The sequence below is a fragment of the Streptomyces toyocaensis genome (assembly GCF_000725125.1).
Classification (GTDB): domain Bacteria; phylum Actinomycetota; class Actinomycetes; order Streptomycetales; family Streptomycetaceae; genus Streptomyces; species Streptomyces toyocaensis.
This window is the reverse complement of record NZ_JFCB01000007.1, coordinates 215,953-228,684: the sequence shown is the minus strand read 5'-3', so window position 1 is coordinate 228,684 and position 12,732 is coordinate 215,953. Positions and strand designations below refer to the sequence as shown.

Annotated in this window: 12 protein-coding genes, 1 other RNA gene and 1 pseudogene; 10 read left to right on the top strand and 4 right to left on the bottom strand. The window is 72.3% G+C overall.

Going from position 1 to position 12,732, the window contains the following annotated elements; all coding sequences use genetic code 11:
• On the bottom strand, positions 1 to 959 hold a 959-nt coding region (locus BU52_RS11240), incomplete at its 3' end, for an FHA domain-containing protein (protein WP_235216312.1).
• 478 nt (positions 960 to 1,437) lie between these two features.
• On the opposite strand from BU52_RS11240, the gene BU52_RS11235 reads away from it, so the two are divergent.
• The 4 genes from BU52_RS11235 to BU52_RS11220 all read left to right on the top strand — a co-directional run bounded on the left by BU52_RS11235 (position 1,438) and on the right by BU52_RS11220 (position 6,790).
• Positions 1,438 to 3,102: a serine/threonine-protein kinase gene (locus BU52_RS11235; RefSeq protein ID WP_037932121.1), complete on the top strand. Its 1,665-nt coding sequence runs from the start codon at positions 1,438 to 1,440 to the stop codon at positions 3,100 to 3,102.
• Positions 3,103 to 3,211: 109 nt separating this feature from the next.
• A complete protein-coding gene (locus tag BU52_RS11230) occupies positions 3,212 to 4,450 on the top strand; it encodes a serine/threonine-protein kinase (RefSeq protein ID WP_037932119.1) in 1,239 nt (412 codons plus the stop codon).
• Positions 4,451 to 4,645: 195 nt separating this feature from the next.
• Positions 4,646 to 5,752 carry a peptide chain release factor 2 gene (gene prfB / locus BU52_RS11225; RefSeq protein WP_037932118.1) on the top strand — a complete coding sequence of 369 codons (1,107 nt, stop codon included), beginning with the start codon at positions 4,646 to 4,648 and terminating at the stop codon, positions 5,750 to 5,752.
• 318 nt (positions 5,753 to 6,070) lie between these two features.
• Positions 6,071 to 6,790, top strand: a complete 720-nt coding sequence (locus tag BU52_RS11220) for a hypothetical protein (RefSeq protein WP_037932116.1) — start codon at positions 6,071 to 6,073, stop codon at positions 6,788 to 6,790.
• Between the two features lie 104 nt (positions 6,791 to 6,894).
• Here BU52_RS11220 and BU52_RS11215 read toward each other — a convergent pair whose 3' ends face one another.
• A complete protein-coding gene (locus BU52_RS11215; RefSeq protein ID WP_037932114.1) occupies positions 6,895 to 7,086 on the bottom strand; it encodes a hypothetical protein in 192 nt (63 codons plus the stop codon).
• Between the two features lie 246 nt (positions 7,087 to 7,332).
• Here BU52_RS11215 and ftsE point away from each other — a divergent pair, with 246 nt between their 5' ends.
• The 6 genes from ftsE to BU52_RS11190 all read left to right on the top strand — a co-directional run bounded on the left by ftsE (position 7,333) and on the right by BU52_RS11190 (position 12,368).
• Positions 7,333 to 8,022, top strand: coding sequence for a cell division ATP-binding protein FtsE (ftsE, locus tag BU52_RS11210; protein ID WP_030224873.1), 690 nt, complete (start codon positions 7,333 to 7,335; stop codon positions 8,020 to 8,022).
• A gap of 29 nt (positions 8,023 to 8,051) precedes the next feature.
• A complete protein-coding gene (gene ftsX / locus BU52_RS11205) occupies positions 8,052 to 8,969 on the top strand; it encodes a permease-like cell division protein FtsX (protein WP_037932112.1) in 918 nt (305 codons plus the stop codon).
• A 67-nt stretch (positions 8,970 to 9,036) separates the two neighbouring features.
• Positions 9,037 to 10,209, top strand: coding sequence for a S41 family peptidase (locus BU52_RS11200; RefSeq protein ID WP_200881176.1), 1,173 nt, complete (start codon positions 9,037 to 9,039; stop codon positions 10,207 to 10,209).
• A gap of 46 nt (positions 10,210 to 10,255) precedes the next feature.
• Positions 10,256 to 10,735, top strand: coding sequence for an SsrA-binding protein SmpB (smpB, locus tag BU52_RS11195; RefSeq protein ID WP_037932106.1), 480 nt, complete (start codon positions 10,256 to 10,258; stop codon positions 10,733 to 10,735).
• Between the two features lie 102 nt (positions 10,736 to 10,837).
• Positions 10,838 to 11,238, top strand: a transfer-messenger RNA (tmRNA) gene (gene ssrA / locus BU52_RS33020).
• Positions 11,239 to 11,369: 131 nt separating this feature from the next.
• Complete coding sequence (locus BU52_RS11190) at positions 11,370 to 12,368, top strand: extracellular catalytic domain type 1 short-chain-length polyhydroxyalkanoate depolymerase (protein ID WP_200881175.1); 999 nt, start codon at positions 11,370 to 11,372, stop codon at positions 12,366 to 12,368.
• Between the two features lie 9 nt (positions 12,369 to 12,377).
• On the opposite strand, the gene BU52_RS11185 is transcribed toward BU52_RS11190, so the two are convergent.
• Both BU52_RS11185 and BU52_RS36800 read right to left on the bottom strand, forming a co-directional pair.
• Positions 12,378 to 12,617: a hypothetical protein gene (locus BU52_RS11185; protein WP_037932103.1), complete on the bottom strand. Its 240-nt coding sequence runs from the start codon at positions 12,615 to 12,617 to the stop codon at positions 12,378 to 12,380.
• Between the two features lie 17 nt (positions 12,618 to 12,634).
• Positions 12,635 to 12,730: pseudogene (locus BU52_RS36800) on the bottom strand (LacI family DNA-binding transcriptional regulator); the annotation flags it as partial.
• Positions 12,731 to 12,732 lie beyond the last annotated feature (2 nt).

Here is a 12,732-nt window from a genome sequence, read left to right as displayed (position 1 = left end):
GGGGGCTGCGCGTCGTGCGGGTGCGTGCCGACGGCCCAGCCGGGGGCCGGCCTCTCGGCCGGCCGCCCGCCCGGCTCGCGCCGGGGCTGCCCGTCGTGCGCCGGCACGTCCGCGGTCCGGCCGTCCCCGGTGGCGGACCGGTCGGCCGAACCGTAGGCGTGGTGGGTCCGCGCCTGCGGCGGGCCGGACCGCTCCTCCCGCGCGGGTGCCGTGCTCCCGGTACTCCCGGTCCCGCCGGAGGCCCCGGTGACCGTGGCGTCACCGGGGAGTCCGGAACCCCCGGCGCGAGGCGCCGGCACCCGGACGTGCCCCTCCCCGTCCGGTGTCGTCGCCGCCCGCGCGGGTGGTCCCGCCGCCGGCGTCAGGCGCAGCGCCGACTCGCCGATGCGCAGCAGGGCGCCCGGGGCCAGCTGGACCGGGCGGGGGCCCACACGCCGGCCGTCCAGGGTGGTGCCGTTGGTGGAGCCGAGGTCGGCGACCGAGACGCGGCCGTCCGGGGCCACGGTCACCGCGCAGTGCAGACGGGAGACGTCCGGGTCGTCGAGCGGTACGTCGGCGTCGGCCGAGCGGCCTATGCGGATCTCGCCGCCGTGCAGCAGGTGCACCCCGCCCGCGTCGGGGCCGGCGACGACGTGCAGCCGGGTGGGGGTTTCGTCCAGCTCGGGATGCGGTTCGGGGTCGCCCGGGGCACCCACCGCCAGGACCGCGCCGTCGATCAGCGGAGGCTCGCCCAGCGTGCAGCGCTGGGCGTCCAGTCGCTGGTCACCGGCGTACAGCACGGGCGCCCCTGTGCCGCCGGACGTGCCGTCGCCACCGGAGACCGCCGAGGCCAGCGCGGAGGCGACCGCGGCGAGGGCCGTACCGGCGGGCGCCGTGACCAGCACGTCGCAGCTCGCGGCCCGCTCCCGCGCGGGGGAGGAGGGGCCCAGCGGGTCTACGACGGTCAGCCGGATCTGCATCGCCGTCAGCTGTCCCTTCTGCGCGGGCGCCCGCGACACGGGGGGACGAAGCGGCCCCGCGGTCCCCCCACCGCGGACTTCCCCCACCGCCACACGCGCACGTACGGCCAGTACTGCACGCATCCTCGCACCTGCCGCCGACAACGTGCCCGCCTCCGGGCAGCGAATGATCTTGATTGGTCGGCTCTGCCCGCAAAAATGCCTGACCGGTGACGCGTCGGTGATCGTTCCGGGCCGACTTGAGATCGGTCACGTGCAGCATGCGGCAACCAACGGACCGGGTGGAGCGTCTTTCCCTCGAACCGTCGAACACGGACGGGAACCGGTACGTAAGACCCACAGACGGATCACAGGACGGACGGGGGTCGAAGTCGACCGGCCGGTATTCCGCGCTGCGGCACTACAGTGGGTCGGAACATTCCGCAGCAGGGTGGACCACGGTGTACGCCAGCCAAGCAAGCAGCAGGGAGCGCATGACGTGCGGCCGGTAGGGAGCAAGTACCTGCTCGAGGAGCCGCTCGGACGCGGCGCCACGGGCACCGTCTGGCGAGCCCGCCAGCGGGAGACCGCGGGCGCCGAGGCGGCCGTACCGGGGCAGCCCGGCGAGACCGTCGCGATCAAGGTCCTCAAGGAGGAGCTCGCGAACGACGCCGACGTCGTGATGCGGTTCCTGCGCGAGCGCTCCGTACTGCTGCGGCTCACCCACCCCAACATCGTCCGGGTCCGCGACCTGGTGGTCGAGGGTGACCTGCTGGCCCTGGTCATGGACCTCGTCGAGGGACCCGACCTGCACCGTTACCTCCGGGAGAACGGCCCCTTCACCCCCGTCGCCGCGGCCCTGCTGACCGCGCAGATCGCCGACGCGCTCGGCGCCAGCCACTCCGACGGCGTAGTGCACCGCGACCTGAAACCCGCCAACGTGCTGCTGCGGCAGAACGGCGGCGAGATGCACCCGATGCTGACCGACTTCGGCATCGCCCGCCTGGCCGACTCCCCGGGTCTGACCCGCACCCACGAGTTCGTCGGCACGCCCGCGTACATCGCGCCCGAGTCCGCCGAGGGCCGCCCGCAGACCTCCGCCGTCGACGTCTACGGCGCCGGCATCCTGCTGTACGAGCTGGTCACCGGCCGCCCGCCGTTCTCCGGCGGCTCCGCCCTCGAAGTGCTGCACCAGCACCTGAGCGCCGAGCCGCGCCGCCCCTCCACGGTCCCCGACCCGCTGTGGACGGTCATCGAGCGCTGCCTGCGCAAGGACCCCGACCAGCGGCCCAGCGCCGAGAACCTCGCGCGCGGCCTGCGCGTCGTCGCCGACGGCATCGGCGTGCACGCGAACTCCGGGCAGATCGCCGCCGCGGAGAACGTCGGCGCGCTCCTCGCCCCCGACCCGGCGCCCGCTCCGGTGCCCGACGCCCCCGGCGCCGCCGACCCGACGCAGGTGCTGCCGCACGGCGCGGGCGGCTACGACCCCAACGGCGCGACCAGCGTCCTGCCGCAGACCGGCGGCCCGGCCGGTGCCGCCGACCCCACGGCCGTCATGCCGCCGGTGCCGCCCGGCGGGCCGGGGCAGTCCGGCGGGGGGCCCGAGGACCCGCACCCCTGGCAGAACCAGCTCCGCGCGGCCCGCGACCGCAACGAGCAGACCCAGGTCCAGTACCTCGACCCCAGCCAGGATCCGCTGCGCCGCCGCCCCCAGCGGCAGGTCGCCAGGCCCCCGCAGCAGCCGCCGCAGCGACGCCCGCAGGCCCAGCCGCAGCCCGGCCCGGGGTACGGCTACCCCCAGCAGCCCCAGCCCCAGCCGTACGCCCCGCCCCCGGAGCGCCGGCGCCGGCAGCAGCCCCAGCCGGAGCGGTACGCGCCGCCGCCGGAGCCGCAGCGTCCGGTCCGGGAGCCCCGGCAGCCGCGGCAGCGCAGCGGCAGTCCCATGAGGATCCCCGGCCTCGGCTGCCTCAAGGGGTGCCTGTTCACGATCGTCATCCTGTTCGTCGCGGGCTGGCTCGTCTGGGAGCTGAGCCCGCTCCAGGACTGGATCGGCACCGGCAAGGGGTACTGGGACCAGCTCACCGACTGGTTCGGCACCGTGACGGGCTGGATCCAGGACCTGGGGGGCCCCGAGGACCCCTCGGCGCCCTCCGGCTCGAACTGAGCTTGTTTACTGATTTGTCGACATCTGGGGGTCGATTTCCGTATCCCCGGTGAAGCCCGGCTCCCCGGACGCGTAGTTTTAGCGACAACACGCGTCGGTAGGAGCAGTCTTGGCACGGAGAATCGGCAGCCGGTACACCGCCCATCAGATCCTCGGACGGGGCAGCGCCGGCACGGTGTGGCTGGGCGAGGGCCCCGACGGGCCCGTCGCCATCAAGCTGCTGCGTGAGGATCTCTCCTCGGACCAGGAGCTCGTCGGCCGCTTCGTGCAGGAGCGGACGGCGCTGCTCGGTCTGGAGCACCCCCACGTCGTCTCCGTGCGCGACCTGGTGGTCGACGGCAACGACCTCGCACTGGTCATGGACCTCGTCCGGGGTACGGACCTGCGCACCCGCCTCGACCGGGAGCGCAGGCTGGCACCGGAGGCCGCGGTGGCGATCGTCGCCGACGTCGCGGACGGCCTGGCGGCGGCGCACGCGGCCGGCGTCGTGCACCGGGACGTCAAACCGGAGAACGTGCTGCTGGACATGCAGGGCCCGCTCGGCCCGGGCGGCTCGCACCGCGCCCTGCTCACGGACTTCGGTGTGGCGAAACTCATCGACACCCCGCGCCGCACCCGGGCCACGAAGATCATCGGTACGCCGGACTACCTGGCGCCGGAGATCGTGGAGGGCCTGCCGCCGCGCGCCTCGGTCGACATCTACGCGCTCGCCACGGTCCTCTACGAGCTGCTCGCGGGCTTCACTCCGTTCGGCGGCGGCCACCCGGGCGCGGTGCTGCGCCGCCACGTCACCGAGACGGTCGTCCCCCTCCCCGGCATCCCGGACGAACTGTGGCAGCTGCTGGTGCAGTGCCTGGCGAAGGCCCCGGCCTCCCGGCTGCGCGCCTCCGAGCTGGGCGCGCGCCTGCGGGAGCTGCTGCCGATGCTGGCGGGGATGCCGCCGCTGGAGGTGGACGAGCCGGACACGGAGGCGGAGGAGGAGGCCGGGGAGGACGCCCCCGTGCCCGCCCCGGCCGCCGGGGAGCCCGTGCGGCGCCGCGGCGCCGTCCCGCTGGTGCCGGGCGCGAAGCCGTCCGACTCCAACCGCGACACGCACACGTCGATGAGGGTGCCCGCGCCCGACGAACTGGCCGGAGGCGCCCGCGGCACGGCCCGCGCGCCCCGCGCGGCCGGCGCCCCCCGCCCCGGGTCGGCCCGCAACCGCGCGGTCGCCCGCCGGCGCCGCCTGACGCTCGCCGTGGCGGCGGTGCTCCTGGCGGCCGCCGGCGTGGGCACCTGGCTGGCGACCGCCGAGGACGACGCCACACCTCCCCGGGACACCCGGCACTCGGCCCCGGCCACCCCCTAGGGGCGCGGGGAACTGCGCGAAGGGGGTCTGGGGGCGAAGCCCCCAGGGACGGGACGGGAAGGGGCGGCGGGGGCGACGGAGGCCTGCTCCCCGCCCCCTGCCCGAGCAGCCGCCCCGCGCCGCCCCACGCGGCCCCGCGCCCCCGCACCGCCCGCCAGGCATGGCCCGGCGCGGGAAGCCGTTACGCTGGAGGGCGTGGCAGTCGTCGATGTATCCGAAGAGCTCAAGTCCCTCTCCTCGACCATGGAGTCGATCGAGGCCGTCCTGGACCTCGACAAGCTGAGGGCAGACATCGCCGTGCTCGAGGAGCAGGCGGCCGCGCCTTCGCTGTGGGACAACCCGGACGAGGCGCAGAAGATCACCAGCAAGCTCTCCCACCTGCAGGCCGAGGTGCGGAAGGCCGAGGCGCTGCGCGGCCGGATCGACGATCTCGCCGTGCTCTTCGAGATGGCCGAGGAGGAGGACGACCCGGACACCCGCGCGGAGGCCGAGTCGGAGCTCGCCCTCGTGAAGAAGGCGCTGGACGAGATGGAGGTCCGTACGCTCCTCAGCGGTGAGTACGACTCCCGTGAGGCTCTGGTCAACATCCGTGCCGAGGCCGGCGGCGTCGACGCGGCCGACTTCGCCGAGAAGCTGCAGCGGATGTACCTGCGCTGGGCGGAGCAGAAGGGCTACAAGACCGAGCTCATCGAGACGTCGTACGCGGAGGAGGCCGGCATCAAGTCGACCACCTTCTCCGTGCAGGCGCCCTACGCCTACGGCACCCTCTCGGTGGAGCAGGGCACGCACCGCCTGGTGCGCATCTCGCCCTTCGACAACCAGGGCCGCCGCCAGACCTCCTTCGCGGGCGTCGAGATCCTCCCCGTGGTCGAGCAGACCGACCACATCGAGATCGACGAGTCCGAACTGCGCGTGGACGTCTACCGCTCCTCCGGCCCCGGCGGCCAGGGCGTGAACACCACCGACTCCGCGGTGCGCCTCACCCACATCCCCACCGGCATCGTGGTCTCCTGCCAGAACGAGCGCTCGCAGATCCAGAACAAGGCCACCGCGATGAACGTCCTCCAGGCCAAGCTGCTCGAGCGGCGCCGTCAGGAGGAGCAGGCCAAGATGGACGCCCTCAAGGGCGACGGCGGCAACTCCTGGGGAAACCAGATGCGTTCGTACGTGCTGCACCCCTACCAGATGGTCAAGGACCTGCGCACGGAGCACGAAGTCGGCAACCCCGAGGCCGTGTTCAACGGAGAGATCGACGGCTTCCTCGAGGCCGGGATTCGCTGGCGCAAGCAGCAGGAGAAGTGACCCTCGCGCGACCCCGCGCGAACACCTCTTTGTCGACAAGGCAACTGCCGCCCACGGGGCGGCAGTTGCCTTTCGCTTGCCGGGGATGTCCGGGATTTACGTCACACTCACAGCTTCCTTGTTCCGCAAAGCGCGCGTAGCCGGACATCGCGCACGCAACGGCCTTGACGTTCTTTTGGAAAGTGGGAAGGGTGAAGCGTGGCATGCGTATCTCTGGGGCGCATGTGAACCGGGGGGCTCCACGACGCAGCAACCCCCGTTGATCACGGCCCCCGAGCGCCGCCTCATTGACGATGAGCTACTGGGGGTAGCAACCACATGACCAAGAAGACGCGGATCCGTGTCGCTCGGATCGCGGCCGGTGCCGTGATCGCGGCCGGCGCCTCGCTGACGGCGGCCGGCGCGGCCTCCGCCCTCGACATCGGTGTGAGCGCCGAGGCGAACGACGCGGGCCTCGCGGTCGGCGTAAACGCCGACCTTGACGACGAAAACCCGGGTGAAGACGACCCGGGCTGTGACGTCGGCACCGGCCCCGAGTGCCCGGGCGATGGTGGCGACACCCCGGGTGACCCGGGCGATGGCGGCGACACCCCGGGTGACCCGGGTGACGGTGGCGACACCCCGGGTGACCCGGGCGATGGTGGCGACACCCCGGGTGACCCGGGCGATGGCGGCGACACCCCGGGTGACCCGGGTGACGGTGGCGACACCCCGGGTGACCCGGGTGACGGTGGCGAGGACCCTGTCGAGGAGCCCTCGGAGGACCCGGCCGCCCCGGGTGACGGGAACGGCGACGGTGGCAACGCCGCCGACCCCAAGGGTGGCACCTCGGCCCAGGAGGAGGGCTCCTCGGCCCTCACCGACACCGGTGAGGAAGCCCCCGCCACCTCGGCCCAGGGCAACGGCAAGGAGCTCGCCGAGACGGGTGCCGCCGAGATGACCTTCCTGGTGATCGGCGCCGCCACGATGATCGCCGGCGGTATCGGCTTCCGGGTGCTGCCGCGCCTGATGACCGGCCGTGGTGGCGCCGCCGCCTGACGGTGGCGTCGCGTGTACGCACCGTACACATGACCTGACCCGGCACGAAGGGCCCGGAGCGCGTCACGCGCTCCGGGCCCTTCGTCACATCCTCGGGTCGGGTGTCAGACGGTCTGCTGGGCGAGCAGCGCCACCGCCGCGATCAGCACGGCCAGCAGGGCGATCAGCGTCAGGGGGTTCAGCCCCGCGAAGAAGTTCTCCTGCTGCAGCCGCTCGCGGTTCGCACGGCACACCGGGCACCGGCCCTCGCTCACGGGCGCGGCGCAGTTCGCGCACACCAGCCGGTCGTACGTCATGCGCTCGCCCTCCTCGCACCGGTTCCGTATGGTTCAACGCCCACGACCGGGTGGACGTTCCCCTCCCACTGTGCCAGGTTCCCGGTGAAGCCGCGCCGGGTCCCGCGGTTCCCCGCACCCCCGGGGGCCCGCTCCTGCCCGGAACAAAAGGGCCCAAGGCTTACACAACCCCTCCGGTGCCTGCGCTCGCCTCCCCGGTTCGCGTATGGTCACGCTCATCTACCCCCGGCTAACCGTGGTGCATCCGTGATCCGATTCGACAACGTGTCCAAGGCCTACCCCAAACAGAACCGTCCCGCCCTCAGGGATGTCTCCCTGGAGGTCGAGAAGGGCGAGTTCGTGTTCCTCGTGGGGTCCTCCGGCTCCGGAAAGTCCACCTTCCTGCGGCTGATCCTCCGCGAGGAGCGGGCCAGCCACGGGCAGGTGCACGTCCTGGGCAAGGATCTCGCCCGCGTCTCCAACTGGAAGGTGCCGCAGATCCGGCGCCAGCTGGGGACGGTGTTCCAGGACTTCCGCCTGCTGCCGAACAAGACGGTCGCCGAGAACGTCGCCTTCGCGCAGGAAGTGATCGGCAAGTCGCGCGGTGAGATCCGCAAGTCCGTGCCCCAGGTGCTCGACCTCGTCGGGCTCGGCGGCAAGGAGGACCGGATGCCCGGCGAGCTCTCCGGCGGTGAGCAGCAGCGCGTCGCCATCGCGCGGGCCTTCGTCAACCGGCCCAAACTGCTCATCTGCGACGAGCCCACGGGCAACCTCGACCCGCAGACCTCCGTCGGCATCATGAAGCTGCTCGACCGGATCAACCGGACCGGCACCACCGTGGTGATGGCGACGCACGACCAGAACATCGTGGACCAGATGCGCAAGCGCGTCATCGAGCTGGAGAAGGGCCGTCTCGTCCGCGACCAGGCACGCGGCGTCTACGGCTACCAGCACTGACGCTCCACGGAAAGGCTTGATCAGACGCCATGCGCGCCCAGTTCGTCCTGTCGGAGATCGGCGTCGGTCTCCGCCGCAACCTGACGATGACCTTCGCCGTCGTCGTCTCCGTCGCCCTGTCGCTCGCCCTGTTCGGCGGGTCGCTCCTGATGAGCGACCAGGTGAACACGATGAAGGGCTACTGGTACGACAAGGTCAACGTCTCCGTCTTCCTGTGCAACAAGAGTGACGCCGAGTCCGACCCCAACTGCGCCAAGGGCGCGGTGACCGACGACCAGAAGGGCCAGATCAAGGCCGACCTGGAGAAGATGTCGGTCGTCGACTCGGTGACGCACGAGTCGCAGGACGAGGCGTACAAGCACTACAAGGAGCAGTTCGGCGACTCTCCGCTGGCCAGCTCCCTCACACCGGACCAGATGCAGGAGTCGTACCGCATCAAGCTGAAGGACCCGGAGAAGTACCAGGTCATCGCGACCGCCTTCGACGGGCGGGACGGCGTGCAGTCGGTGCAGGACCAGAAGGGCATCCTCGACAACCTCTTCGGGCTGCTGAACGGCATGAACTGGGCCGCCCGCGCGGTGATGGCGCTGATGCTGGTGGTCGCGCTGATGCTGATCGTCAACACGGTGCGCGTGTCCGCGTTCAGCCGCCGCCGCGAGACCGGGATCATGCGGCTGGTCGGCGCCTCCGGCTTCTACATCCAGACGCCGTTCATCATGGAGGCCGCCGTCGCCGGACTCATCGGTGGCATCCTCGCGTGCGGATTCCTGGTGGTCGGGCGGTACTTCATCATCGACAACGGGCTGGCCCTGTCCGAGAAGCTGAATCTCATCAACTTCATCGGCTGGGACGCCGTCCTGACGAAGCTGCCGCTGATCCTGGCGACCAGCCTGCTGATGCCCGCGTTGGCCGCGTTCTTCGCGCTGCGCAAGTACCTGAAGGTGTGACTCTTGTCCAGAGGGGCGTGCGGCCAACGTGCCGTGCGCCCCTTCGTGTTGTCCTAGACTCACCGGCATGTCAGGTCGTGCCCTGTTCTGTCAGTCCCGCCGCATCGGCCGTGGGGCCGCCCTGACCTTGGTGTTCGCGAGCGTGCTCGTCGCCGGTGCGGCCACGGGGAACCTCCCCGGGGCGGACCGGGAGGACGCGGCGGACGGGGCCCGTTCGGCCGCCCCGGTGGGTCACCACAGGGACGTCGCCCGGGCGGCGGCGAGGGCCGCCGCGGACGGCACGTCCCCCATGGAGGCCGCCCAGCGCGCCGTCAGCCGCAGTGGCGACCGCTGGGCCGCCGTCTACTCGCCGGACGAGTACGAGGAGTTCGAGGAGTCCCTGGACGGCCGGTACACCGGCGTCGGCCTGTGGGCCCGCGAGCGGGACGGCCGTATCGAGGTGACGCGGGTGGGCAGCGACACGCCCGCCGCCGAGGCCGGGATCCGCGCGGGGGACCGGCTGCGCAGCGTCGACGGCCGGAAGGTCGACGGCCGGCCCGTCACCGAGGTCGTCTCGCTGCTGCGCGGCGACACCACCGGCGAGAGCGCCGGCACCACCGTCCGCCTCGGCCTGGAGCGCGGCCCGCGCGCGTGGAGCGAGACCGTGCGCCGGGCCCGGCTGTCCCGGGACACCGTCACCGTCCGCGAGCTCGCCTCCGGGGGCACCGTCATCGAGGTCGGCGCCTTCACCACCGGATCAGGTGAGCAGGTCCGCACCGCCGTACGGCGGGCCCCGGACGGCGCCGGGATCGTCCTCGACCTGCGGGGCAACCCCGGCGGACTGGTGACCGAGGCGGTCACCGCGGCCTCCGCCTTCCTGGACGGCGGGCTGGTCGCCACGTACGACGTCGAGGGCGAGCAGCGCGCCCTGCACGCCGAGCCCGGCGGCGACACCGCCAGGCCCCTGGTCGCGCTCGTCGACGGCGGGACGATGAGCGCCGCCGAACTCCTCACCGGCGCCCTGCAGGACCGGGGACGGGCGGTCGTCGTGGGTGCCCGCACCTTCGGCAAGGGCTCGGTGCAGATGCCGACGCCGCTGCCCGACGGCTCTGTCGCCGAGCTGACCGTCGGCCACTACCGCACCCCCTCGGGCCGGGCGGTCGACGGCAAGGGCATCACCCCGGACCTGGAGGCCGGCGAGGGGGCGCTCCGGCGGGCCGAGACGGTCCTCGGCGGACTCGGCCGCCCGGGCCCCCGGTAATCGGCTTCCCGCCGGCCCCCTCCGTAGTGCGAAAATGGGCGGCACTATGGCTAAGGAAAAAGGGCGCAAGCTGATCGCGCAGAACAAGAAGGCGCGGCACGACTACCTCATCATCGACACCTACGAGGCGGGGCTGGTCCTCACCGGCACCGAGGTGAAGTCCCTGCGCCAGGGAAGGGCGTCGCTGGTGGACGGCTTCGTCCAGCTCACCGACCACGAGGCGTGGCTGCACAACGTGCACGTCCCGGAGTACAGCCAGGGCACGTGGACCAACCACAGCGCGCGGCGCAAGCGCAAGCTGCTGCTGCACCGCGAGGAGATCGACAAGCTGGAGTCCAAGTCCCAGGAGACGGGGCACACCATCGTGCCGCTCGCCCTGTACTTCAAGGACGGCCGCGCGAAGGTGGAGATCGCGCTGGCCAAGGGCAAGAAGGAGTACGACAAGCGGCAGACGCTCAGGGAGAAGCAGGACCGGCGCGAGGCCGAGCGGACGATCTCGGCGATCCGGCGCAAGCAGCGGGCCTGACGCCCGGGAATGGGCTGGCACGGTCGTGCGTTGGTCACGTACGATGGCACTGCACCTCACAGCGGGTGCGCGTCCTCTTCGGAGGGTTTGAGAAATCAACATGGGGATGATCGGTTTCGACAGCGGTTGTCGAGGCAGGGGAAGCGTGTCGAGGAAGCGGCCATGATCTCGTAAACCACAGGCCGAAAAAAATAATCGCCAATTCCAAGCGCGATTCCTCCCAGCAGGCCTTCGCCCTCGCTGCCTGATCTCAGGTAGCAGAGCGAGCCTCCTACTAAAGGGAGTGTCAGCCCGGGGGTGTTCCCGACCCGGATCCTGGCATCAGCTAGGGAACTAAACCTTGATCCCGGTCACGGGGTGAAGAGGGAAACCACACAGTGACTGAGCCCGTCGGAGACTTGTCCGCGTGATCTCCGGGGCCGAGAAAAGCGAAGCGGACTGCACACGGAGAAGCCCTGGTTCTGCACCGTTGGACGCGGGTTCGATTCCCGCCATCTCCACTTACCCCATGTGGGCAGAGGCCCCGTCGCGTCGAGCGGCGGGGCCTTTGTCGTGCGGCCACATGATCGAGGCCTCCGGATGTGGGGCCCGGCTCCATATCGAGAGCTGGTTCACCCTTCTACCTTCCCTCCCCATGACACAGACCCGAGCCCTCACACAGACCCGGGGCGCACTGCGCCCCACCCTGCTGGCGGCCCTCCTGGCCGCCCTCCTCTCCGTCCTGCTCGCCCCCGCCCCCGCCTCCGCCGCCTCCCTCCAGGAGGTCACCGGCTTCGGCAGCAATCCCGGCGCCCTGAGGATGTACCGGTACGTCCCCGACGGACTGCCCGCCGGCCGGCCCGTGGTCGTCGCCCTGCACGGCTGCACCCAGAACGCCGCCGGCTACGCGGACGGCACCGGCTGGACGCGGCTCGCCGACCGCTGGGGCTTCTCCGTCGTGCTGCCGCAGCAGCAGAGCGGGAACAACCTCAACCAGTGCTTCAACTGGTTCCAGGACGCCGACATCCGGCGCGGGCAGGGCGAGGCCGCCTCCCTCGCCCAGATGGTCGACCGGCAGCTCGCCGACGTCTCCGGCGACGCCTCGCGCGTGTACGTCACCGGACTGTCCGCGGGCGGGGCGATGACCGCCGTGATGATGGCGGCGTACCCGGAGAAGTTCACCGCGGGCGGGGTCGTCGCGGGCCTGCCGTACGGCTGCGCGCAGGCCGCCGGATCGCCGTACGTGTGCATGTACGTCGGCGCCACCCAGACCCCGGGGCAGTGGGGCGACCGGGTGCGCGCCGCGCGGCCCGGGTACACCGGTCCCTGGCCGGTCCTCACGGTCCTGCACGGCACGGCCGACTACACCGTGAAGCCGGCCAACATGACCGACCTGGTGGAGCAGTGGACCGACGTGCACGGCGCCGACCGCTCCGCCGACGTCAGTGACACCGTCGCCGGTCACCCGCACCAGGTCTTCCGCGGCCCGGGCGGCGACGCGGTGGTCGAGACGTACAGCCTCACCGGCATGGGACACGGCCAGCCCGTCGACCCCGGGAGCGGCCAGGAGCAGTGCGGGGCGGCCGGGGCGTACTTCCTGGACGTGGACCTGTGTGCCGCGTACCGGCTCGGCAAGGCCTGGCACCTGGGCTGATCCGGCCCGTCACAGCCCGCGCGGTGCCGTGCTCGCCCGCTGGGTCGGGCGCGGCGGCAGCAGGGTGGCCCCCGGTACGGGAGCACCGGACGGTCCGCGCACCAGCAGGCGCACCGCGCGGGTGCCCGGTTCGGCGGACGGCACGGCGACCGGGGTGACCGGTACGCGGGCCGACGCGGCGACGGGCGCGGGGCCGACGGCGGTGAGGGACGACGCCCGGCCGGCCCGCGGCCGCCGTCCGCGCGACAACCCCGTTCGCGCACGGCGGCCGCGACCCGGCGCCGGGGCGCGTCGGGGACCGGACGCTTGCCGGTGAGCGCGAACGAGACCGTACGGGGCGAGACCCCGGCGCGCCGGGCCACCT

Coding starts and splice junctions, on each gene's coding strand:
- BU52_RS11220 (WP_037932116.1), top strand. CDS start 6,071: ATGACCAAGAAGACGCGGATCCGTGTCGCTCGGATCGCGGCCGGTGCC.
- BU52_RS11215 (WP_037932114.1), bottom strand. CDS start 7,086: ATGACGTACGACCGGCTGGTGTGCGCGAACTGCGCCGCGCCCGTGAGC.
- ftsX (WP_037932112.1), top strand. CDS start 8,052: ATGCGCGCCCAGTTCGTCCTGTCGGAGATCGGCGTCGGTCTCCGCCGC.
- BU52_RS11200 (WP_200881176.1), top strand. CDS start 9,037: ATGTCAGGTCGTGCCCTGTTCTGTCAGTCCCGCCGCATCGGCCGTGGG.
- smpB (WP_037932106.1), top strand. CDS start 10,256: ATGGCTAAGGAAAAAGGGCGCAAGCTGATCGCGCAGAACAAGAAGGCG.
- BU52_RS11190 (WP_200881175.1), top strand. CDS start 11,370: ATGACACAGACCCGAGCCCTCACACAGACCCGGGGCGCACTGCGCCCC.